21 protein-coding genes are annotated in these 20,740 nt (G+C 66.5%); 13 read left to right on the plus strand and 8 right to left on the minus strand.

What is annotated here, in order from left to right:
- Positions 1-7: 7 nt before the first annotated feature.
- From infB to typA, 4 genes are all read left to right on the plus strand, one after another.
- Positions 8-2,848, plus strand: coding sequence for a translation initiation factor IF-2 (infB, locus tag BLR05_RS22125; RefSeq protein ID WP_092839024.1), 2,841 nt, complete (start codon positions 8-10; stop codon positions 2,846-2,848).
- A gap of 174 nt (positions 2,849-3,022) precedes the next feature.
- Positions 3,023-3,400 carry a 30S ribosome-binding factor RbfA gene (gene rbfA / locus BLR05_RS22130; RefSeq protein ID WP_092839027.1) on the plus strand — a complete coding sequence of 126 codons (378 nt, stop codon included), beginning with the start codon at positions 3,023-3,025 and terminating at the stop codon, positions 3,398-3,400.
- Complete coding sequence (gene truB, locus BLR05_RS22135; protein ID WP_092839030.1) at positions 3,397-4,395, plus strand: tRNA pseudouridine(55) synthase TruB; 999 nt, start codon at positions 3,397-3,399, stop codon at positions 4,393-4,395. Before rbfA ends, truB begins: the two co-directional genes overlap by 4 nt.
- Entirely contained in the window at positions 4,392-6,218 is a 1,827-nt protein-coding gene (gene typA, locus BLR05_RS22140) for a translational GTPase TypA (protein ID WP_092839033.1), read from the plus strand. The genes truB and typA overlap by 4 nt, the downstream gene beginning before the upstream one ends.
- A gap of 150 nt (positions 6,219-6,368) precedes the next feature.
- Here typA and BLR05_RS22145 read toward each other — a convergent pair whose 3' ends face one another.
- Positions 6,369-7,961, minus strand: a complete 1,593-nt coding sequence (locus BLR05_RS22145; protein ID WP_092839036.1) for a TerC family protein — start codon at positions 7,959-7,961, stop codon at positions 6,369-6,371.
- Positions 7,962-8,207: 246 nt separating this feature from the next.
- On the opposite strand from BLR05_RS22145, the gene BLR05_RS22150 reads away from it, so the two are divergent.
- Entirely contained in the window at positions 8,208-9,299 is a 1,092-nt protein-coding gene (locus BLR05_RS22150) for an enoyl-CoA hydratase/isomerase family protein (protein ID WP_092839039.1), read from the plus strand.
- Between the two features lies 1 nt (position 9,300).
- Here BLR05_RS22150 and BLR05_RS22155 read toward each other — a convergent pair whose 3' ends face one another.
- From BLR05_RS22155 to smpB, 4 genes are all read right to left on the minus strand, one after another.
- Positions 9,301-10,218, minus strand: coding sequence for an anti-sigma factor family protein (locus BLR05_RS22155; RefSeq protein WP_192883898.1), 918 nt, complete (start codon positions 10,216-10,218; stop codon positions 9,301-9,303).
- 16 nt (positions 10,219-10,234) lie between these two features.
- Positions 10,235-10,780, minus strand: coding sequence for an RNA polymerase sigma factor (locus BLR05_RS22160; RefSeq protein ID WP_092839042.1), 546 nt, complete (start codon positions 10,778-10,780; stop codon positions 10,235-10,237).
- A gap of 21 nt (positions 10,781-10,801) precedes the next feature.
- Complete coding sequence (locus tag BLR05_RS22165) at positions 10,802-11,191, minus strand: COG4315 family predicted lipoprotein (protein WP_092839045.1); 390 nt, start codon at positions 11,189-11,191, stop codon at positions 10,802-10,804.
- Between the two features lie 105 nt (positions 11,192-11,296).
- The gene (gene smpB, locus BLR05_RS22170) at positions 11,297-11,770 is read right to left on the minus strand and encodes an SsrA-binding protein SmpB (protein WP_092839048.1); all 474 of its coding nucleotides are present in this window, start codon (positions 11,768-11,770) and stop codon (positions 11,297-11,299) included.
- A gap of 122 nt (positions 11,771-11,892) precedes the next feature.
- On the opposite strand from smpB, the gene BLR05_RS22175 reads away from it, so the two are divergent.
- Positions 11,893-12,333: a type II toxin-antitoxin system RatA family toxin gene (locus BLR05_RS22175; protein ID WP_026431883.1), complete on the plus strand. Its 441-nt coding sequence runs from the start codon at positions 11,893-11,895 to the stop codon at positions 12,331-12,333.
- Complete coding sequence (locus tag BLR05_RS22180; protein ID WP_092839050.1) at positions 12,326-12,679, plus strand: RnfH family protein; 354 nt, start codon at positions 12,326-12,328, stop codon at positions 12,677-12,679. Before BLR05_RS22175 ends, BLR05_RS22180 begins: the two co-directional genes overlap by 8 nt.
- Before the next feature lie 34 nt (positions 12,680-12,713).
- Here BLR05_RS22180 and BLR05_RS22185 read toward each other — a convergent pair whose 3' ends face one another.
- The gene (locus tag BLR05_RS22185; RefSeq protein ID WP_092839122.1) at positions 12,714-13,226 is read right to left on the minus strand and encodes a DUF4124 domain-containing protein; all 513 of its coding nucleotides are present in this window, start codon (positions 13,224-13,226) and stop codon (positions 12,714-12,716) included.
- A 106-nt stretch (positions 13,227-13,332) separates the two neighbouring features.
- Here BLR05_RS22185 and guaB point away from each other — a divergent pair, with 106 nt between their 5' ends.
- The 5 genes from guaB to BLR05_RS22210 all read left to right on the plus strand — a co-directional run bounded on the left by guaB (position 13,333) and on the right by BLR05_RS22210 (position 18,951).
- Positions 13,333-14,802 carry an IMP dehydrogenase gene (gene guaB, locus BLR05_RS22190; RefSeq protein ID WP_092839053.1) on the plus strand — a complete coding sequence of 490 codons (1,470 nt, stop codon included), beginning with the start codon at positions 13,333-13,335 and terminating at the stop codon, positions 14,800-14,802.
- Between the two features lie 256 nt (positions 14,803-15,058).
- Positions 15,059-15,322 carry a type II toxin-antitoxin system Phd/YefM family antitoxin gene (locus tag BLR05_RS22195; protein WP_013594304.1) on the plus strand — a complete coding sequence of 88 codons (264 nt, stop codon included), beginning with the start codon at positions 15,059-15,061 and terminating at the stop codon, positions 15,320-15,322.
- A complete protein-coding gene (locus BLR05_RS22200) occupies positions 15,319-15,756 on the plus strand; it encodes a type II toxin-antitoxin system VapC family toxin (protein ID WP_092839056.1) in 438 nt (145 codons plus the stop codon). The genes BLR05_RS22195 and BLR05_RS22200 overlap by 4 nt, the downstream gene beginning before the upstream one ends.
- A 55-nt stretch (positions 15,757-15,811) precedes the next feature.
- A complete protein-coding gene (gene guaA, locus BLR05_RS22205) occupies positions 15,812-17,437 on the plus strand; it encodes a glutamine-hydrolyzing GMP synthase (protein ID WP_092839059.1) in 1,626 nt (541 codons plus the stop codon).
- A 305-nt stretch (positions 17,438-17,742) separates the two neighbouring features.
- Complete coding sequence (locus tag BLR05_RS22210; RefSeq protein WP_092839062.1) at positions 17,743-18,951, plus strand: tyrosine-type recombinase/integrase; 1,209 nt, start codon at positions 17,743-17,745, stop codon at positions 18,949-18,951.
- On the opposite strand, the gene BLR05_RS22215 is transcribed toward BLR05_RS22210, so the two are convergent.
- Positions 18,926-19,171, minus strand: a complete 246-nt coding sequence (locus BLR05_RS22215) for a helix-turn-helix transcriptional regulator (RefSeq protein ID WP_377778539.1) — start codon at positions 19,169-19,171, stop codon at positions 18,926-18,928. The two genes, BLR05_RS22210 and BLR05_RS22215, sit on opposite strands and share 26 nt — an antisense overlap.
- Positions 19,172-19,301: 130 nt before the next feature.
- Here BLR05_RS22215 and BLR05_RS26130 point away from each other — a divergent pair, with 130 nt between their 5' ends.
- Positions 19,302-19,517: a hypothetical protein gene (locus BLR05_RS26130; protein ID WP_143015974.1), complete on the plus strand. Its 216-nt coding sequence runs from the start codon at positions 19,302-19,304 to the stop codon at positions 19,515-19,517.
- 71 nt (positions 19,518-19,588) lie between these two features.
- Here BLR05_RS26130 and BLR05_RS26135 read toward each other — a convergent pair whose 3' ends face one another.
- Positions 19,589-20,695 carry a helix-turn-helix domain-containing protein gene (locus tag BLR05_RS26135; RefSeq protein WP_143015975.1) on the minus strand — a complete coding sequence of 369 codons (1,107 nt, stop codon included), beginning with the start codon at positions 20,693-20,695 and terminating at the stop codon, positions 19,589-19,591.
- Positions 20,696-20,740: the final 45 nt, after the last annotated feature.

The raw sequence follows: 20,740 nt of genomic DNA on the forward strand, positions 1-20,740 counted from the left end.
ACTGAATATGTCCAGTAACACTGTCGCCGAGTTCGCCAGCGAACTCAAGAAATCGCCGGAAACCCTGCTCGACCAGCTCAAGTCCGCTGGCGTGTCCAAGGCTGCCCCGTCCGATGCCCTGACCGAATCCGACAAGCAGAAGCTGCTCGCTTTCCTGCAGGCCAGCCACGGTACCGCCACGGCCGACCGCAAGAAGATCACGCTGACCAAGAAGTCCACCAGCGAGATCAAGCAGGCCGATGCCACGGGCAAGGCGCGCACGATCCAGGTGGAAGTGCGCAAGAAGCGCACCTTCATCAAGCGCGACGACGTGGCCGAAGGCGCTGCCGAGGGCCAGGACACCATGTCCGAAGACACCGCCGCGCCGTCCGCCGAGGAGCAGGATCTCGCACGCCGCGAGGAAGAGGCCCGCCGCCAGGCCGACCTCATCAGCCGGCAGGAGGAAGAGCTGAGCACTGCACGCCGAGAGCGCGAGGAGCGTGAGCGCCGCGAGCGCGAAGCCGAAGAGCGCGCAGCCGCCTACGCCGCCCAGCAGGCCGAAAGGAAGGCCCAGGAGTCCGCCGTGCGCGAGGAGGCCTCGCGCGAGGCCGCTGCCGAAGCCGCTGCGCGCAATGCCGCGCAGGCCGAGGCACGTGCCAAGGCCGAGGCCGAATCCAAGGCCCGTGCGGCCGAGGAGACCGCGCGCGCCGCCGACCTGGACGAGCGCCGCCGCAAGGCCCTGGCCGAAGCCGAGGCGATCCGCGCCATGATGGCCGCGCCCAAGAAGGTGCTGGTCGCCAAGAAGCCCGAAGAGCCGAAGCCGGCTCCGAAGCCCGCGGCTGCGGCCGATGCCAAGAAGGGCACGCTGCACAAGCCCGCGGCCACGCCCGGCGCGCGTCCGGCGGCCGGTGCGCCGGCCGGCGGCGGCAAGGAAGTGAAATCCGCCAAGCTGTCCTCGAGCTGGGCGGGCGATCCTGCCAAGAAGAAGGAAATCAAGACCCGCGGCGACGCCAGCGGCGGCGTGGGCCGCAACAACTGGCGCAGCGGTCCGCGCGGCCGGCGCGGCGACCGCGACGAGCATTCGCACCAGGCCTCCGCGCCCGTCGAGGCGCGCATCATCGAAGTGCACGTGCCCGAGACCATCACCGTGGCCGAGCTGGCGCACAAGATGTCGATCAAGGCGTCCGAGGTCATCAAGTCGCTGATGAAGATGGGCCAGATGGTCACCATCAACCAGCCACTGGACCAGGACACGGCCATGATCGTGGTCGAGGAAATGGGCCACAAGGCCGTCGTGGCCGCCCTGGACGATCCGGAAGCATTCCCCGACGAGGACGTGTCCGGCCAGCAGGCCGAGGCGCTGCCCCGCGCTCCCGTGGTCACCGTCATGGGCCACGTGGACCACGGCAAGACCTCGCTGCTGGACTACATCCGCCGCGCCAAGGTGGCTGCGGGCGAGGCCGGCGGCATCACGCAGCACATCGGCGCCTACCACGTCGAGACGCCGCGCGGCATCGTCACGTTCCTGGACACCCCCGGCCACGAGGCCTTCACGGCCATGCGTGCCCGCGGCGCCCAGGCGACCGATATCGTCATCCTGGTGGTGGCCGCCGACGACGGCGTCATGCCGCAGACCAGGGAGGCCATCAAGCACGCGAAGGCGGCGAAGGTGCCGATCGTCGTGGCCATCACCAAGGCCGACAAGCCCGATGCCAACCCGGACCGCGTCAAGCAGGAACTGGTGGCCCAGGAAGTCGTGCCCGAAGAGTACGGCGGCGAGTCGCCGTTCGTGCCCGTGTCGTCCAAGACCGGCATGGGCATCGACGACCTGCTCGAGCAGGTGCTGCTGCAGGCCGAAGTGCTGGAACTCAAGGCGCCTGTCGAAGCCATGGCCAAGGGCCTGGTCATCGAGGCGCAGCTGGACAAGGGCCGCGGCCCCGTGGCCACGGTGCTGGTGCAGTCCGGCACGCTGAAGGTGGGCGACGTGGTGCTGGCAGGCCAGACCTCCGGCCGCGTGCGCGCCATGCTGGACGAGAACGGCAAGGCGACCAAGTCCGCAGGTCCTTCCATTCCGGTGGAGATCCAGGGCCTGTCCGACGTGCCGCAGGCCGGCGACGAGTTCATGGTGCTCTCCGACGAGCGCCGTGCCCGCGAGATCGCGACCTACCGCGCCGGCAAGTTCCGCAACACCAAGCTCGCCAAGCAGCAGGCCGCGAAGCTGGAGAACGTGTTCGCCGACATGACGGCGGGCGAGGTGAAGAACCTGCCCATCATCATCAAGGCCGACGTGCAGGGCTCCCAGGAAGCACTGGCCACCTCGCTGCTCAAGCTCTCGACCGACGAGATCCGCGTGCAGCTCGTGTATGCGGGCGTGGGCGGCATCAGCGAGTCCGACGTCAACCTGGCCATCGCCTCCAAGGCGATCGTGATCGGCTTCAACGTGCGTGCCGATGCCGGCGCGCGCAAGACGGCCGAGGCCAACGACGTCGATCTGCACTACTACAACATCATCTACGACGCCGTGGACGAGTTGAAGGCCGCCATGTCCGGCATGCTGGCACCCGAGCAGCGCGAGGAAGAGATCGGCACTGCCGAGATCCGCACCGTGTTCGTGGCTTCCAAGATCGGCACCGTGGCAGGCTCCTACGTCACGTCGGGCCAGGTCACGCGCAACTGCCGCTTCCGCCTGCTGCGCGACAACGTGGTCATCTACACGGGCGAAGTCGAGTCGGTGCGCCGCCTCAAGGACGACGTCAAGGAAGTCAAGGAAGGCTTCGAGTGCGGTATCAAGCTCAAGAACTACAGTGACATCAAGGAAGGTGATCAGCTGGAGTTCTTCGAGATCAAGGAAATTGCACGGACCTTGTGATGCACCTCCTGAGTTGCTTCGCGCCTTCCCCCTTGAGGGAGACGATGCCGTTGGCCTGGAAAAGCCAGTTCCACGGGGTCCGCTGGCATCGCCTGCTCCGCGGCGTTTCGATCGGGCACACACCGTGCTTGAGCGAAAGCCGCGAGCAGTGCGCGACGCGACAGGGGTAACGACATGGCTGCTAAAAAATCATCCACGCCCAACCGCGGCTTCAAGGTCGCGGACCAGATCCAGCGCGATCTGACCGAGCTGATCCGCGAGTTGAAGGACCCGCGCATCGGCATGGTCACGCTGCAGGCCGTGGAAGTGACGCCCGACTACGCGCACGCGAAGGTGTTCTTCAGCGTGCTCGTGGGCGACGCCGACGCGACGCAGGAAGCGCTGAACCAGGCTGCGGGCTTCCTGCGCAACGGCCTGTTCAAGCGCCTGCACATCCACACCGTGCCCACGCTGCACTTCATGTTCGACCGCACCACCGAGCGCGCTTCGGACATGAATGCGCTCATCGCGCGCGCCGTGGCTTCCCGTTCCAAAGACGACGACGAAGCATGACCGCACGCGCTCCCCGCATCCGGGTGCAGCGGCGCCCGGTGCACGGAGTGCTGCTGCTCGACAAGCCCCTGGGCCTTTCCAGCAACGACGCGTTGCAGAAGGCCAAGTGGCTGCTGCGCGCTGAAAAGGCCGGCCACACGGGCACGCTCGACCCGCTCGCCAGCGGCGTATTGCCGTTGTGCTTCGGCGCGGCCACCAAATTCAGCCAGCTGCAGCTCGACGCGCCCAAGACCTACGAGGCCGTGGCCCGGCTGGGCGTGACGACCACCACCGGCGATGCCGAGGGCGAGGTGGTGGAGCGCCGCGACGTGGATGCCTCTCGACTCGCTGCCGCGCGCTTGGCCGAGGTGCAGCGGCAGTTCACCGGCCCCATCCGCCAGGTGCCGCCGATGCACAGCGCCCTCAAGAAGGATGGCAAGGCGCTCTACGAATACGCCCGCGCGGGCATCGCCGTCGAGCGCGAGGCGCGCGACGTGGTGATCCATGCGCTGGAGCTGTCGCTGGCCGAAGACCAGGGCGGCGAGCCCGCCGTGCGCATGGTCGTGACCTGCAGCAAGGGTACCTATATCCGCACGCTGGGCGAGGACGTCGGTGCCGCGCTGGGCTGCGGTGCGCACCTCGTCTTCCTGCGCCGCATCGATACCGGCGGGCTGGGCGTGGAGCGCTGCATCACCCTCGAAGCGCTCGAAGCGCTGGACGAGGCCGGGCGGATGGCCTGCGTGCAGCCGGTGGAAACGCTGCTCGCCGGGCATGCGGCTGTCACGCTGGACCGCGACAATACGGCGCGATTCCTCTCCGGCGTGCGCCGCCGCGGGCCCTGGCCCGATGCGCCCGCCGCGGCGGTGTTCGGTGACGAACCCCGCGCCCTGCTGGGCGTCGGCCGCGTGGCGGCCGGTGAACTCATCCCCGAGCGCCTCCTGAGCCCCCGGGAGATCGCACAGATTCTGGAAAGCACGCCGCGGGCAGAGCGCGGCACATTGGAACCCACTCTATGAGCAAACAAATCCGCAACATCGCCATCATCGCGCACGTCGACCACGGCAAGACCACCATGGTGGACCAGCTGCTGCGCCAGTCCGGTACCTTCGCCGACCACGAAAAGGTCGTCGATACCGTGATGGACAACAACGCGATCGAAAAGGAACGCGGCATCACCATCCTGGCCAAGAACTGCGCCGTGAGCTGGGAAGGCACGCACATCAACATCGTCGACACCCCGGGCCACGCGGACTTCGGCGGCGAAGTGGAACGCGCCCTGTCGATGGTGGACAGCGTGGTGCTGCTGATCGACGCGCAGGAAGGCCCCATGCCCCAGACGCGCTTCGTGACCAAGAAGGCCCTGGCCCTCGGCCTGCGCCCGATCCTGGTGGTGAACAAGGTGGACAAGCCGGGCGCCAACCCCGACAAGGTCGTGAACGCCGCGTTCGACCTGTTCGACAAGCTGGGCGCGACCGACGAGCAGCTCGATTTCCCCGTCGTGTACGCCTCGGGCATCAATGGCTGGTCGTCGCTGGAAGAAGGCGCGCCGGGCGAACAGTGGGGCCCCGACATGTCGGCCCTGTTCAACACCATCCTGAAGCACGTGCCCCCGAACTCGGGTGACCCGGAAGCGCCGCTGCAGCTGCAGATCTCGGCGCTGGACTTCTCCACCTTCGTGGGCCGCATCGGCGTGGGCCGCATCAGCCAGGGCACGCTCAAGCCCGGCCAGGACGTGCTGGTCATGGAAGGTCCGGACGGCAAGAGCGTCAAGGGCCGTGTGAACCAGGTGCTGACCTTCCAGGGCCTGGACCGCATGCAGACCCCGCTGGCCGGCCCCGGCGACATCGTGCTCATCAACGGCATCGAGGACATCGGCATCGGCGTGACCGTGACCGACCCGGCCAACCCCGCGCCGCTGCCCATGCTGAAGGTGGACGAGCCCACGCTGACCATGAACTTCTGCGTGAACACCTCGCCGCTGGCAGGCCGTGAAGGCAAGTTCGTGACCAGCCGCCAGCTCTGGGACCGCCTGCAGAAGGAACTGCAGCACAACGTGGCCTTGCGCGTGAAGGAAACCGACGAGGAAGGCATCTTCGAAGTGATGGGCCGGGGCGAACTGCACCTGACCATCCTGCTGGAGAACATGCGCCGCGAAGGCTACGAGCTGGCCGTCTCCAAGCCGCGCGTGGTGTTCAAGGACATCGACGGCGTGAAGCACGAGCCGATCGAACTGGTCACGGCCGACATCGAGGAAGGCCACCAGGGCGGTGTGATGCAGGCGCTGGGCGAGCGCAAGGGCGAGCTGGTCAACATGGAATCCGACGGCCGCGGCCGCGTGCGCCTGGAATACCGCATTCCGGCACGGGGCCTGATCGGCTTCACCAACGAGTTCTTGAACCTGACGCGCGGCTCGGGCCTGATCTCCAACATCTTCGACAGCTACGAGCCGCACAAGGGCGACATCGGTGGCCGCAAGAACGGCGTGCTGATCTCGATGGACGACGGTGAAATCTTCACCTACGCCCTGGGCAAGCTCGACGACCGCGGCCGCATGTTCGTGAAGGCGAACGACCCGGTGTACGAAGGCATGATCGTCGGCATCCACAGCCGCGACAACGACCTCGTCGTGAACGCCACGCGCACCAAGCAGCTGACCAACTTCCGCGTCTCCGGCAAGGAAGACGCGATCAAGATCACGCCCCCGATCGACCTGACGCTGGAATACGGCGTGGAATTCATCGAGGACGACGAGTTGGTCGAAATCACCCCCAAGAGCGTGCGGCTGCGCAAGCGCCACCTGACGGAAAACGAGCGCAAGCGCGCCAGCCGCGGCATGTGACCGGGGCCCCGGTCGGGGCTTCCCGCCACGCATGAAACGACGCGCCCGCTGGGGCGCGTTTTTCGTTTCCGGGGCCGTTGTGGGAGTGCAGTGCCACCGCTGCAATGCGCTGGCAGGGCGCGGGAGGGGGCCTGCTGCGATTGCGGGGCTTCAGGTGCCTGCGGACGGCGATGCCGCGCCGGCAGCGGCCGGACCGGCACTGTCGTCGCGGCACACGTCCACGCGAGCGATGCGCCGGCCCTGCACGGCCACCACTTCGAAGCGCAGGCCGTGCAGCACCATGGCGCGGCCGGGCGCAGGCAGTTCCCCGAACGTCTCCAGCAGCAGGCCTGCCAGCGTGCTGGCATCGTGCGCGCTGTGCGCGAGCCGTTCCACCCGCACCGCACGCGCGAGCGTGTGCAGATCCACCAGGCCGTCCGCCAGCCAGTGGTCCGGTCCCACGGGCTGCACCAGCAGGTCTTCCCCTGCATCCGGGAACTCGCCCGCGATGGCCTCCAGCACGTCCATCGGCGTGACGAGGCCGAGGATCGTACCGTACTCATCGCTCACCAGCGCCAGGTGGTTGCGCGTGCGGCGCAGGTTTTCCATGAGGCGCAGGATGCTGACCGTTTCCGGCACCACCAGCGGCGGCTGCAGGCTGCGCTGGCGGTCGATGGTGCCGCGCTCGACGAGGTCGGCCATGAGGTCCTTGGCGCGGCCCACGCCGAGCACCGCGTCCAGCCCGCCCCGGTCGCAGACCGGAAACAGCCCGTGCGGCTGCGCCTGCAGCTGGCGGTACAGCGACGGCTTGTCCTGGCTGATGTCGATCCAGTCCACATCCGCGCGCGGGGTCATGATGGAGAGCACGGAGCGCTCGGCCAGCGAAAGCACACCCCGCACCATGCTGCGCTCTTCCTGGCGAAAGCCGCCCCTCAGCGCCGATTCCGCGCCGGCGGCGGCCGGACCCCCTCCGGATGCGCCCGCATCCTGCCCGCCCAGCAGCCGCAGCACCGTCCGCGCCGTGCGCTCGCGCAGCGGCAGCCGTGCGGCATGGCGCGCGATATTGCGCAGCCGCCACTGGTTGAAAAACTCGATGAGGATGGAGAAGCCTATCGCCGCGTAGAGGTAGCCCTTGGGCAGGTGGAAGCCCATGCCTTCGGACACCAGGCTGAACCCGATCATGAGCAGGAAGCTCAGGCACAGCACCACCACCGTGGGATGGCGGTTGACGAAGGCGGTGAGCGCGCGCGACGCCACCATCATCACGCCCATGGCGATGACCACGGCGGCCATCATCACCGGCAGGTGCTGCACCATGCCCACGGCGGTGATGATGGAGTCGAGCGAGAACACCGCGTCCAGCGCCACGATCTGCACCAGCACGACCCCGAAAGCCGCATGCTCGCGGCGCTCGGGCCCGGTCGCGTCCACGCCTTCCAGGCGCTCATGGAGTTCGGTCGTGGCCTTCCACAGCAGGAAGATGCCTCCGGCCAGCAGGATGATGTCCCGCCACGACAGCGACAGCCAGCCCCATTCCAGGACCGGCGTGGTGAGGCGCACCAGGTGCGCGATGGCGGCCAGCAGGCACAGCCGCAGCACCAGTGCGAGGGACAGGCCGACCAGACGGGCGCGGTCGCGCTGCTCCGGCGGCAACTTGTCGGCCAGGATGGCGATGAAGACGAGGTTGTCGATGCCGAGGACGATCTCGAGCACCACCAGCGTCGCCAGGCCGGCCCAGGCCGAAGGATCGCTCAGCCATTCCATGGCCAGGCTCCGTGTGGGCGGGCGTGCAGCGCCGCCTGCAATGCCGCGGAGCCGCCCTCAGAAGGCAGCATGCGGGGCGGCGTTTCGCAAGAGGAAGAGGGGGGCCGCGCTGCTGCGGCGGGGTGGGGCATGCCGGGGCATTCTAGGCAGCGCTTCGGCCAGGTCCTGTAGGAGACCGGGCACACCGCTTGGCCTGCGGCACAATTTCCGGCACGTTCCAACACAGGATTCCAAGGAGACGATCGAATGGATGCAACGCAACGCGACGTGCTGGCCGAGGTGCGAGGACAGGTGGGCTTCATCACGCTGAACCGCCCGCGCGCGCTCAATGCCCTGTCGCTGGGCATGGTGCGCGACCTCATGGAGGCGCTGCTGCGCTGGCAGTCGGACCCGGCCGTGCTCGCCGTGGCGATCCGCGGCACGAACAAGGAGGGCGCCTTCGGTGCGTTCTGCGCGGGCGGGGACATCCGCTTCCTGCACCAGGCCGGCAGCACCGGCAACCCGCAGCTGGAAGACTTCTTTACCGAGGAATACGCGCTCAACCACCTGATCCACACCTTCGGCAAGCCTTACATCGCCTTCATGGACGGCATCGTCATGGGCGGTGGCATGGGCATCAGCCAGGGCGGCAGCCTGCGCATCGTCACGGAGCGCACGAAGATGGCGATGCCCGAGACGGCCATCGGCCTGTTCCCGGACGTGGGCGGCGGCTACTTCCTGTCGCGCTGCCCCGGCCGCACGGGCGAATGGCTGGCGCTGACGGGTGACACCATCGGCGCGGGCGATGCGGTCGCGCTGGGCCTGGCCGATGGCTGCATGCCCGCCGAGGCCCAGCACGGTGTGTGGGAGAGCCTGGCCACGCAGGGCTTCGAGGATGGCGCGGCCATCGAACGCTGGGTGGCCACACATTTCGCTCCTGCCGAGCCCGCCGCCGCGGCCGACCGCGCGCGCATCGAAGCGGCCTTCGGCCAGGAGAGCGTGCCGGCCATTGTCGCAGCGCTGGAGGCCGACGGCAGCGACTGGGCGCGCACCACGGCGGCCACGCTGCGCAAGCGCTCGCCGCTGATGCTGCACGTGGTGCTGGAGCAGATCCGGCGTGCGCGGGAGATGGATTTGGCTGCCGACCTGCGCATGGAGCGCGACATGGTGCGGCACTGCTTCTACCTGCGGCCCGGCCAGAGCGAGACGGTGGAAGGCATCCGCGCGCTCGCGGTGGACAAGGACCATGCCCCGCGCTGGAACCCGGCACGCATCGAGGACGTCACGCCCGCGATGTGGCAGCCGTTCTTCGACAGCCCCTGGCCCGCGCATTCCCATCCGCTGGCCGGCTTGCGGTGAATCACAGCTGCGGATGGATGGCCGTCGCGATGGCCAGCAGCGCCTCGCGGGGCAGCGGGCCGCTCAAGGCGTAGCCGAAACCGTCCTCCACCCAGTAGAAGCTGGGCACGGGCCCGCCGCCTTCATAGCGGAACGCGGTTTCCGCTGCAGGCGTGCGGCCCGCTTCGCCATGGGGCGCGCCCGCCGCAGGCATCGCGCCGAGGTACAGCGTCACGCGCTGCCCTGCGGCGTTCTGGTACATGAACTGTGCTCGTGCGCCGCTGGCGCCGCCCGGACTGGCATCGCCCGGCAGCAGGCGCCCGCCCACCAGTTCATAGCCCTGGGGCTGCAGATCCGGAATATGCAGTGGCCGCCCCAGGCGCCTGGAAAGCCACTGCACGAGGTGTTCCTGCTGGGCCGCGCCCACTTCCACCGGATGGCGCTGCTCGGGCTGGTAGACCGCATGTGCTGCGGCGGCCTGCAGGGCGAAACGCTGGGTGGGCGCCAGGGGCGGGGGCGTTGAGCGCGCCAGCGTCGCTGTGTTCGGATTGGCGGGGCCGACCGTGCCGTGCAGCGTCCATCCCAGCCCGAAGGCGAACGCGATCGATGCCGCGAGCCCGGCCATGCGCCACGCCTGTGCCGATCGCATGCGGCGGTTCTGGAAGTCGCGTGCCGCCTGGATGAGCGGTGGCGGCACCGGCGCCACTTCCCAATCCGCATGCAGCCCGCGCAGTTGTTCGCGCTGGGCTTGCCAAGCCTGCACCCGGTCCTGCGTCGCCGGGTCGCCCGCTAGCCGCTGGCGCAGCGGCTGCGCTTCTGCGTCGGACAGCCGGCCGTCCACCAGCGCATTCAGGCGTTCGTCGTCCAGCCCGGTTTTCGGGGCACCGGACGGTACGCCATGCAGGGTGCCGTCGGGGGTGGGGGTGGGCGGGGTGGTCATGGCCTGCGGTCCATCGTCATTTCAGGCGCCGCAGCCGCGGCGCTGCGGGCGGCGAGGGCGTCCGTGCTGCAGTGGTTTCTGGCCACACGCCGGGCGCGTGGGCCTGCGGTTCCATCAGTTCGCGCAGCCGCTGCCGGGCGCGCGAGAGGCGCGACATCACCGTACCCACCGGCACGTCCAGCACCTTCGCGGCGGCGGCGTAATCCATGTCTTCTAGGGTCACCAGCAGCAGCACCGCGCGCTGCTCGGCGGGCAGCCGCTGCAGGCAGCGGTCCAGGTCCAGCGCGTCGTCCGTGCGCGTGGCCGGCGCCTGCAGGTGGTCCTGCACCGACTCCAGGTCGAGCGGCGGCCGGGCCGGCACGGCGCGCAGCTGGTTCAGGTACACGCGGTGCATGAGCGTGAACAGCCAGGCGCGCAGGTCGCTGCCCGGACGCCACAGCAGCCACTTCCGGCAGGCACGTTCGAGCGTGTCCTGCACCAGGTCGTCCGCCGCCCAGGCATTGCCCGTCAGCGCCCGCGCATAGCGCCGCAGGCCGGGCAGATGCGGAGCGATGTCGTCCATGCGGGCGGCGTCGAAGGCCGGTCAGGGCTTGGCGGTGCGCCAGACCTGGTTCACGCCGTCGCCGGTGCGTTCGCCGGGCTGGGTGTCCTTCACCCAGTAGTACAGCGGCTTGCCCTTGTAGGCCAGCTGGCGGGCGCCGTCGTCGCGCTCCACCACGCTGAACTCGCCCGTGGGCGTGTCGCTGCCGGCCAGCAGCGGCGGCCAGTTCTTCGCGCAGGGACCATTGCAGACCGACTTGCCGCCACCGGACGGGTCGCGGTCGAAGGTGTAGAGCGTCATGCCGTTCGGGCCCACGAGGGCGCCGTTCTTCTCGGCGACGCCGCCGGGCATGCGGGACGACGACATGGAGGCGCAGCCGGCGAGTGCCAGGGCCAGGGCGGAAGCGGCCAAGAGGGTGGAGATTCGGGTCATCGGTGTTGCTCCTGTAGGCACGGCCGGCGACATGCCGGCCCGCAACGGAGTAAACACCGGACGCGACGGATTTATTCCGCGCTGCCCGAAAAAAATTCCGCCGCCTCAGCGGTGGCGGCTCTTCATTGCGCGCTCCACCTCGCGCTTGCCCTCGCGCTCCTTGATGGTGTCGCGCTTGTCGTGCTCGGCCTTGCCCTTGGCGAGTGCGATCTCGCACTTGGCGCGGCCGTTGGTCCAGTGCAGGTTCAGCGGCACCAGCGTATAGCCCTTCTGCTCGACCTTGGCCGTAAGGCGCTTGATCTCTTCCTTGTGGAGCAGCAGCTTCTTGGTGCGGACCGCGTCCGGGCTCACGTGGGTGGAGGCCGTCTTCAGGGGATTGATCTGGCAGCCGATCAGGTAGAGCTCGCCTTCGCGGATCACCACGTAGCCGTCGGTGAGCTGCACCTTGCCTTCGCGCAGGGCCTTGACCTCCCAGCCGTGCAGCACCATGCCCGCCTCGTGGCGTTCCTCGAAGAAATAGTTGAAGGCCGCCTTCTTGTTGTCGGCGATGCGGGACAGGGTCTCGGGTTTCTTGGCCATGGGGAATCAGATGCGGCACATGGAGGCGTTTGAAAGCCCTCCCTACAATCGGACGATCGGCCTTGCGCTATCCGGGGATTCTAGTGCCCCGTTCCGCCGCGGCCCGCCATGCCCGTCCTCCCATGAAAAACGTCAACAAGTCCGTCCTGATCTGGTACAGCCCCGAAGAGATGTTCGCCCTCGTCACCGACGTGGCGAAGTACCCGGAGTTCCTGCCCTGGTGCGACAGCGCGCGGGTGCTGGAGCAGGACGAGCACGGCATGACCGCCGAGGTCGGCATCGCCTTCAGCGGCCTGCGCAAGTCCTTCGTCACGCGCAACCAGCACGAGCCCGGCCGGCGCGTGCAGATGCGGCTCGTGAAGGGGCCTTTCTCGCAGCTCGACGGCGACTGGCGATTCCATCCCGTGGGCGATGGCAGCCAGCGGGCCTGCAAGGTGGAACTGCAGCTCAACTACGGTTTCGACAACATCGCGCTCGCCGCCCTGGTGGGCCCGGTGTTCGACCGCATCGCAGGCAGCATGGTGGATGCGTTCATCCAGCGCGCGGAGCAGGTCTATGGCTGAGGCCGGCGCCGCTGCCGCCACCGGCGCGGGCCGTGTGGCGGTGACCATCGCATGGTCTCCCGGGCCGCGCGAGGTGCGCGAAACAGCGATGGAATTGCCTGCCGGCGCCACGGTGCGCGATGCGCTCGCGGCCTGCGGCGGCCCCGAGGATGGATCGGCCACCTGCGGCATCTGGGGCCGCCCCGTGGCGCTGGACCGTGTGCTGCAGGACGGCGACCGCGTGGAGTGGTACCGCCCGCTGCGGGTCGATCCCAAGAAGGCGCGGCGCGAGCGCTTCGCGCGCCAGGGGGCGCGGGCCACGGGGCTGTTCGCAGCGCGGCGCCCCGGTGCGAAGGCCGGTTACTGAGGGTCCGGAGCCGCCGCGAACGCAGCGGCCTGCTTCAGCGCGCGCAGTCGGAGGCGATCGCCGCTTCCGCGCGGCGCATTTCCGCGGCGCGGGTCGCGTCGTCCATGAAGGCCCGCTCGCCCTGGGCGTTCACCTGGCTCACGAGCTGGCCCGACGACAGCATGGCCTGCTGCTGGCGCGCACGCTGGCAGTTCTCGGCACGGGCCTTCGCCTGGCGTTCCTCGTCGGCCTTCTTGCGGGCGGCCTCGGCGGCGTCCGCCTGCGCCTTGCGCTGCTGCAGCTCCGGGTCGGAAGCCGCCAGCCGCGGCGCGCCCGCGGCGGACGCCGGTGTGCCGGGCGCGTCGGCAGCGGCATTGGCCGCCTGCGTGCGGGGAGGAGGCGGGGCACCCCCCGGCTGCTTCAGGATGTTCCTGGCGGGCACGTCGGTCGGAGGCGGGCGGTCGCTGAACACCTTGCGCCCGTCCTTGTCGATCCATTGCCATTGCGCCGAAGCCCCCAGCGCCCAGGAGCAGGCACAGGCGAGCACGAGAAGCCGGTGGAATTTCATGCGGCCAGTGTAGCGCCCGCCCTCCGGCCGCGCCATCGGGCCGGCAGGGCGCGGCGCGGCAGGGACGCGGCCCGGCGGGTACAATCGTTTTTTTGGAGCGAATCTCATGCGCCTTCTAGGAAAAGCGCTCACCTTCGACGATGTGTTGCTGGTGCCGGCGTACTCCCAGGTCCTGCCCAAGGACACGTCCCTCGCGACGCGACTTTCCCGCAATATCTCCCTGAACCTTCCCCTCGTGTCCGCCGCCATGGACACCGTCACCGAGGCGCGCCTGGCCATCGCCATCGCGCAGGAGGGCGGCATCGGCATCGTGCACAAGAACCTCACGGCGCAGGAGCAGGCGGCCCATGTCGCCAAGGTCAAGCGCTATGAATCCGGCGTGGTGCGCGACCCCGTCGTCATCACCCCCGACCATACGGTGCTGCAGGTGCTGCAGCTGTCAGAGCAGCTCGGCATCTCGGGCTTCCCGGTGTGCGATGCGGGCAAGGTGGTCGGCATCGTCACCGGCCGCGACCTGCGCTTCGAGACCCGCTACGACGTCAAGGTGCGCGACATCATGACGCCGCGCGAGAAGCTCATCACGGTGAAGGAGGGCGCGACCGCTTCCGAGGCCAAGGCGCTGCTCAACAAGCACAAGCTCGAGCGCCTGCTGGTCATCAACGACGCGTTCGAGCTCAAGGGCCTCATCACCGTCAAGGACATCACCAAGCAGACCAGCTTCCCCAACGCGGCGCGCGACAGCAACGGCCGCCTGCGCGTGGGCGCGGCCGTCGGCGTGGGCGAAGGAACCGAGGAGCGTGTCGAGGCACTGGTCAGGGCCGGCGTCGATGCGATCGTGGTGGACACGGCCCACGGTCACAGCAAGGGCGTGATCGACCGCGTGCGCTGGGTCAAGCAGAACTACCCGCAGGTGGACGTGATCGGCGGCAACATCGCCACCGGCGCGGCGGCGCTCGCGCTGGTCGAGGCTGGCGCGGACGGCGTCAAGGTCGGCATCGGCCCCGGCTCCATCTGCACCACCCGCATCGTGGCGGGCGTGGGCGTGCCGCAGATCATGGCCATCGACAGCGTGGCCACGGCCCTCCGGGGCACGGGCGTGCCGCTGATCGCCGACGGCGGCATCCGCTACTCGGGCGACATCGCCAAGGCGCTGGCCGCGGGCGCGAGCACCGTCATGATGGGTGGCATGTTCGCCGGCACCGAAGAGGCGCCGGGCGAGGTCATCCTGTTCCAGGGCCGCAGCTACAAGAGCTACCGCGGCATGGGCTCCATCGGCGCCATGCAGCAGGGCTCGGCCGACCGCTACTTCCAGGAGTCCAGCACCGGCAATCCGAACGCCGACAAGCTGGTGCCCGAAGGCATCGAAGGCCGCGTGCCCTACAAGGGCTCCATGGTCTCGATCGTGTTCCAGATGGCCGGCGGCGTGCGCGCTTCCATGGGCTACTGCGGCTGCGCCACCATCGAAGAGATGAACAACAAGGCGGAGTTCGTCGAGATCACCACGGCCGGCATCCGTGAAAGCCACGTGCACGACGTGCAGATCACGAAGGAAGCGCCTAACTACAGAGCTGATTGAGTACATCCCCCTGAGGCGCTTTGCGCCTTCCCCCTTCTCTCGAACGGCTGCGCCGTTCGGGAAGGGGGACGCAGCCGGTGCGGCGGGCGGCCCTTGCAAGGCTGCGCTGGATTCTGGCCGTGGGGGCTTTGAGTGCCATGGCGAATTTTGGGCTCGTGGCTATTCTGGTCTGATTGCCAGGTTCTGGTCGGTTTGGTAAAGTCTGGTCTGAATTTTTTTCAGGCCAGACTTTTCTTTTTTCCGGAAGCCTTTGCGCATGCAGACCGTGGGCATTTACGAAGCCAAGACCCGCTTTTCCGCGCTCATCGAGGCGGTCGAGCAGGGCGAGGAGGTGCGCATCACCCGGCACGGGAAAGAGGTGGTGCGCATGCTGCCGGTGCGGCGCCGGCCGGTGATCACCGACGAGCAGATCGCGCGCGAGCTGGGGCAGATCGATGCGCTGCATGCCAGCATCCGCGCCGCGACCCAGGACACGGCGGCGCCGGCCCTGCGCCGCAGCGGACGGAGCACCGCTGCATGACCACGGCCTTCGTGCTCGATGCCTCCGTGACGGCCGCCTGGCTGGTGCCCGATGCGGCCAGCGAGCACACGCGGCGTCTTTATGCCCGCATCCGCCGCGACGAGGTCGAGCCACAGGCGCCCAATCTCTGGCAGTGGGAGTGCGGCAACCTGATCGCGAGCGGCGTGCATGCCGGCCGCATTCCTGCAGGCTCCGTCGAAGGGCTCTGGGCCGTGCTCGAAGCCATCCGCCACCGCGTGGAATTGCACGAACTGGCGCCAGCACAGCACAAGGCCGTGCTCGATGTCGCACTCGACACCGGCCTGCCGGTCTATGACGCTGCCTACCTCTGGCTCGCGCGCTCGCTGCGCCTGCCGCTGGCCACGTTCGACGTGGCCCAGGCCGAGGCGGCCGCGCGCACCGGCGTGGCGCTGCTCGACCTGTCCACGTTCTGATCCTTCACGATTTCACACCCTTTCCCTTTCCGCCCACCGTTCTCCCCCGACCACCATGCAACACCAGAAGATCCTCATCCTCGACTTCGGCTCCCAGGTCACCCAGCTTATCGCGCGCCGCGTGCGTGAAGCCCATGTGTACTGCGAGGTGCATCCCTGCGACGTGAGCGACGCCTGGGTGCGCGAGTACGCCGCCGACGGCGCGCTCAAGGGCGTGATCCTCTCGGGCAGCCACGCCAGCGTGTACGAGGAGACCACCGACCGCGCGCCGCAGGCCGTGTTCGAGCTGGGCGTGCCCGTGCTGGGCATCTGCTACGGCATGCAGACCATGGCGCAGCAGCTCGGCGGCAAGGTCGAGGGCGGCCACAAGCGCGAGTTCGGTTATGCCGAAGTGCGCGCCCACGGGCACACCGCGCTGCTGAAGGACATCGCCGACTTCACCACGGCCGAAGGCCACGGCATGCTCAAGGTCTGGATGAGTCACGGCGACAAGGTCGCCGAGATGCCGCCCGGCTTCAAGCTCATGGCCTCCACCCCCAGCTGCCCGATCGCCGGCATGGCCGACGAGGCGCGCCGCTTCTATGCGGTGCAGTTCCACCCCGAGGTGACGCACACCGTGCAGGGCCGCGCGCTGCTCGACCGCTTCGTGCTGGGCATCTGCGGCGTGCAGCCGGACTGGGTCATGAAGGACCACATCGCCGAAGCCGTCGAATCCATCCGCGCCCAGGTGGGCGATGAGGAAGTCATCCTCGGCCTCTCGGGCGGCGTGGATTCCAGCGTGGCCGCCGCGCTCATCCACCGGGCCATCGGCGACCAGCTCACCTGCGTGTTCGTGGACCACGGCCTGCTGCGCCTGAACGAAGGCGACATGGTGATGGACATGTTCGTGGGCAAGCTGCACGCCAAGGTCGTGCGGGTGGATGCGAGCGAACTCTTCCTGCGCGAACTGGCCGGCGTGAGCGACCCGGAGCAGAAGCGCAAGATCATCGGCCGCCTGTTCGTGGACGTCTTCAAGGCCGAGGCCGCCAAACTCACCGCCTCGGGCGCATCGAAGAAGGAAAAGGGCGCCACCTTCCTGGCCCAGGGCACCATCTACCCGGACGTGATCGAATCCGGCGGCGCCAAGAGCAAGAAGGCCGTCACCATCAAGAGCCACCACAACGTCGGCGGCCTGCCCGAACAGCTGGGCCTCAAGCTGCTGGAGCCGCTGCGCGACCTGTTCAAGGACGAAGTGCGTGAACTCGGCGTGGCCCTCGGCCTGCCGCACGAGATGGTCTATCGCCACCCCTTCCCCGGCCCGGGCCTGGGCGTGCGCATCCTGGGCGAGGTGAAAAAGGAATACGCCGACCTGCTGCGCCGCGCCGACGCGATCTTCATCGAGGAACTGCGCAACCACGTGGATTCCGAGACCGGCAAGACCTGGTACGACCTCACCAGCCAGGCCTTCACCGTCTTCCTGCCCGTGAAGAGCGTCGGCGTGATGGGCGACGGCCGCACGTACGACTACGTTGTCGCCTTGCGCGCCGTGCAGACCAGCGATTTCATGACCGCCGACTGGGCCGAGTTGCCGTACGCGCTGCTCAAGAAGGTGTCGGGGCGGATCATCAATGAAGTGCGCGGGATCAACCGGGTGACGTACGACGTGTCGAGCAAGCCGCCGGCGACGATTGAGTGGGAATGATCCCGCGTCTGGCAGTGGCTGGCATCGACAGGCACTAAAACACAGCTAAGCCGCGATTTTGCGGGCTTTTTTGTATTTTTATGCGGCACTGGCTGGCAACCTCTGGCATGTCCAAGCAGACTTTTTTCATGGCATTTCGAATGGTACTATGTGCCATCGATGCCATGATTTGTTTCGATACCATGCCATGAGGCTGCAGGGTGGCATGGTATTGAAATTGCGTAAGTGATTGATTTATAAGAAATAGATTGCCTCACAGGGGTCTGTCTCTAGCATGGTATCGGCGATCAATAGGAACCGAGAACATGCTGACTGATACCAAGCTGCGCAGCCTGAAGGCGCAGGACAAGCTCTACAAGGTGAACGACCGTGATGGCCTCTATGTGGCCGTCACTCCGGCCGGGGCGATCTCTTTTCGCTACAACTACTCGATCAATGGTCGGCAAGAGACCATCACCTTCGGCCGCTATGGCATCGGAGGGATCACCCTTGCCGAAGCTCGCGAGCAGCTGGCAGACGCCAAGAAGATGATCGCCAGCGGCAAGTCGCCGGCGAAGGAGAAGGCGCGAGACAAGGCCCGCGTCAAGGATGCAGAGACCTTCGGCGCATGGGCCGAGAAGTGGCTGCGCGGCTACCAGATGGCCGACTCCACCCGAGACATGCGTAGAGCGGTCTATGAGCGCGAGCTGAAGCCGAAATTCGGCAACCAGAAGCTGGTCGAAATCACCCACGAAGACCTGCGGGCGTTAACTGATGCCATCGTGGAGCGCGGCGCACCAGCCACAGCTGTCCACTCCCGTGAGGTAGTCCTGCAGATCTACCGGTGGGCCATCGAGCGCGGCCAGAAGGTCGAGAACCCTGCAGAGCTGGTGCGGCCGACCACCATCGCCAAGTTCGAACCGCGCGACCGGGCGTTGACGCCAGATGAGATCGCGCTGATGTACCAGTACATCGAGCGCATTGGCACTACACCATCCATTCGGGCGGCGGCCAAGCTGTTGTTGCTGACGATGGTTCGCAAGAGCGAACTGACGAACGCCACTTGGAGCGAGATCAATTTCAGCGAAGCCTTGTGGACCATTCCCAAGGAGCGGATGAAACGGCGTAACCCGCACCTGGTTTTCCTGTCCCGGCAGGCGCTCGACATATTCATTGCCCTGAAAACCTTTGCCGGCGGATCGGACTATGTGCTGCCGTCGCGGTATGACTCGGATACGCCAATGAGCAGTGCCACGCTCAACCAGGTGCTGACGCTGACGTACAGGCTTGCGCAAAAGGAGGGGAAGCCACTTATGAAGTTCGGGCCGCATGACCTGCGGCGGACGGCCAGCACGCTATTGCACGAGGCTGGCTACAACACGGACTGGATTGAGAAATGCCTTGCCCACGAGCAACGTGGCGTGCGGGCGGTCTACAACAAGGCCGAATACCGCGAGCAGCGCACGGCCATGCTGCAGGATTGGGCCAACATGATTGACGAGTGGACCGCTAAACGGCCGGTGCAAGCGGGCTGACGCCAGGGCGCATTGCGTGAGCACCAGAAGACTTGCGGGCCTCAATCCATTGCTCCACCTCGGCCAAGTCCCAGGCGACATTTCGGCTGGTGAGTGCGATGCGGTGCGGAAATTCCCCTCGCTGTTCCATATTGAAAATCGTGCGCTCGGAAAGCGGGATCATCGCCAGCAGCTTCTTGCGGTTGATGAGTGTCTTGGTATAAACCTCTTCGATCTGCATAACTACGATTCCATGCGTTCGATAACGGCTCCAAGAATGCCTTGGCATGGAGTAAGGTGCAGCTTATTAAGTTATCGATATGGTTGACAGCTTGTCGCGCGTTCGTTGTTGCACGCGCAGGAGATTGGCGATGGAAAAGCAATGCGTGTACACGGCACCGAATGGCGACGATGTTGGTGCGTTTCGGGAGGATGCGCTGTCTTTGAGTGAAGCAATAGCGGCGTCTGCTTGCGCGCCCAATTTTATTTTTCAGATCGACGCGATGATGTCCGATCTGCTGGACGGTATGCGGCGACAAAGTGCTGATGCGTTACTACGCAAGGAAATTGGCAGTCGTTTGGTTTAGTCGGATGTCGGGAAGCACCGGGCAAGGCGTGTACACGCATTCAATTTGGTAATTTTCCGGTGCGGTCGCCGCTATGATGCGTTGCTCAGACGGTCTAACCGATATTCTTGCGGGACGGAGTGAAGGGCTTTAGAAATTGCCTGTCGTTCAATACCGAGTTGTCGCGCTACCTCGGACTGATTCATGCCCGAAGATAAGAGCGCGATGATCTCTTTTTTTCGGTCGGAAATGCGGCGATCCACGAGCATGCGCGCCTCCCACCGAAGCCGGGTTTCCAATGTATCAAGTCGATCTGATGGTTGTTGCTCATACGTTAGGCTACGATGAGCCGACAGCAGCCGAATATATTCATCCACCGCCGGGTTTCCCGACTTGGCATAGGCCGCAGCGGTGCCAGCCCAACTTTGGCGGTCAAGCCTTTCTAACTCTTGGTCAAAGGCCCCTTGGTTGCGCTTTGCGCGCAGATAGTCTGCTCGCACTGCATCCGAGAATGCTTTCTTGGGCTTGTGTTTGCAGCAATACAGTGAACTGAGCCGCAAGCGTTGATCATCAATATCCTCCTCGGGCCAGGCGTTGCCAGCAAGATGTGCTGAAAGCTCGGTCGCCTGGTCACATAGTCGGCAAATCTCTGCGCCGCGTAATGTGTTCACTTTCCCGTGATATTCCCGCTTGGGCTTCTTTGCCCTGCACGCAAGCGCTAAGTTTCGCAGGCTGTCCAAGCTTGCGGTGAGCATGATGTCACTGGCAGTCGTACCGTCATATGCGGGGGTGGATCGAATCACGAAATAAATAAAACGATCCAGGGCATTGAAACCATACTGCTGACCGATCAGGGAAAGTGATTTGAAATCGGGGAATTCTCCGTCTGACAGAGCCGGTGAGTGTGCCTTATCTGACGTTTCAATCAAATTACCGTCACTATCAACCCTAGTTCCTGCACGAGACCGAAAAAGCTCGTACCGAACCCACGCCGTCTTCAAGACGGAGCCAGTCACCATCGGGAATCGGGCAAGTAGTCCTTGCCAAGCAGGATCAATTTTCTCCTTCAGCAAACGGAAAATTGAATAGCGGCGCGACTGCGCAGAATACGGTCCCCACGCCCGCGAAAAGGCTGCAATCGCTTCCGCAACCTGTGGATCGCATCCAGGCCATGTAGTGATCGAAGTCGCGTCCGCCATGTCAACCAAAAAGACAACTTAATAAGCTACATCCTACTCCATGTA

The sequence above is a fragment of the Paracidovorax cattleyae genome, from assembly GCF_900104515.1.
GTDB lineage: Bacteria > Pseudomonadota > Gammaproteobacteria > Burkholderiales > Burkholderiaceae_C > Paracidovorax > Paracidovorax cattleyae.

Excerpts from the sequence above, each read along its gene's own strand:
- BLR05_RS22210 (WP_092839062.1), top strand. The coding sequence starts at position 17,743 with ATGCTGACTGATACCAAGCTGCGCAGCCTGAAGGCGCAGGACAAGCTC.
- guaB (WP_092839053.1), top strand. The coding sequence starts at position 13,333 with ATGCGCCTTCTAGGAAAAGCGCTCACCTTCGACGATGTGTTGCTGGTG.
- truB (WP_092839030.1), top strand. The coding sequence starts at position 3,397 with ATGACCGCACGCGCTCCCCGCATCCGGGTGCAGCGGCGCCCGGTGCAC.
- BLR05_RS22175 (WP_026431883.1), top strand. The coding sequence starts at position 11,893 with ATGAAAAACGTCAACAAGTCCGTCCTGATCTGGTACAGCCCCGAAGAG.
- BLR05_RS22165 (WP_092839045.1), bottom strand. The coding sequence starts at position 11,191 with ATGACCCGAATCTCCACCCTCTTGGCCGCTTCCGCCCTGGCCCTGGCA.
- BLR05_RS26130 (WP_143015974.1), top strand. The coding sequence starts at position 19,302 with ATGGAAAAGCAATGCGTGTACACGGCACCGAATGGCGACGATGTTGGT.
- BLR05_RS22145 (WP_092839036.1), bottom strand. The coding sequence starts at position 7,961 with ATGGAATGGCTGAGCGATCCTTCGGCCTGGGCCGGCCTGGCGACGCTG.
- infB (WP_092839024.1), top strand. The coding sequence starts at position 8 with ATGTCCAGTAACACTGTCGCCGAGTTCGCCAGCGAACTCAAGAAATCG.
- BLR05_RS22200 (WP_092839056.1), top strand. The coding sequence starts at position 15,319 with ATGACCACGGCCTTCGTGCTCGATGCCTCCGTGACGGCCGCCTGGCTG.
- smpB (WP_092839048.1), bottom strand. The coding sequence starts at position 11,770 with ATGGCCAAGAAACCCGAGACCCTGTCCCGCATCGCCGACAACAAGAAG.
- BLR05_RS26135 (WP_143015975.1), bottom strand. The coding sequence starts at position 20,695 with ATGGCGGACGCGACTTCGATCACTACATGGCCTGGATGCGATCCACAG.
- BLR05_RS22150 (WP_092839039.1), top strand. The coding sequence starts at position 8,208 with ATGGATGCAACGCAACGCGACGTGCTGGCCGAGGTGCGAGGACAGGTG.
- BLR05_RS22155 (WP_192883898.1), bottom strand. The coding sequence starts at position 10,218 with ATGACCACCCCGCCCACCCCCACCCCCGACGGCACCCTGCATGGCGTA.
- typA (WP_092839033.1), top strand. The coding sequence starts at position 4,392 with ATGAGCAAACAAATCCGCAACATCGCCATCATCGCGCACGTCGACCAC.
- BLR05_RS22215 (WP_377778539.1), bottom strand. The coding sequence starts at position 19,171 with ATGCAGATCGAAGAGGTTTATACCAAGACACTCATCAACCGCAAGAAG.
- rbfA (WP_092839027.1), top strand. The coding sequence starts at position 3,023 with ATGGCTGCTAAAAAATCATCCACGCCCAACCGCGGCTTCAAGGTCGCG.
- guaA (WP_092839059.1), top strand. The coding sequence starts at position 15,812 with ATGCAACACCAGAAGATCCTCATCCTCGACTTCGGCTCCCAGGTCACC.
- BLR05_RS22195 (WP_013594304.1), top strand. The coding sequence starts at position 15,059 with ATGCAGACCGTGGGCATTTACGAAGCCAAGACCCGCTTTTCCGCGCTC.
- BLR05_RS22185 (WP_092839122.1), bottom strand. The coding sequence starts at position 13,226 with ATGAAATTCCACCGGCTTCTCGTGCTCGCCTGTGCCTGCTCCTGGGCG.
- BLR05_RS22180 (WP_092839050.1), top strand. The coding sequence starts at position 12,326 with ATGGCTGAGGCCGGCGCCGCTGCCGCCACCGGCGCGGGCCGTGTGGCG.
- BLR05_RS22160 (WP_092839042.1), bottom strand. The coding sequence starts at position 10,780 with ATGGACGACATCGCTCCGCATCTGCCCGGCCTGCGGCGCTATGCGCGG.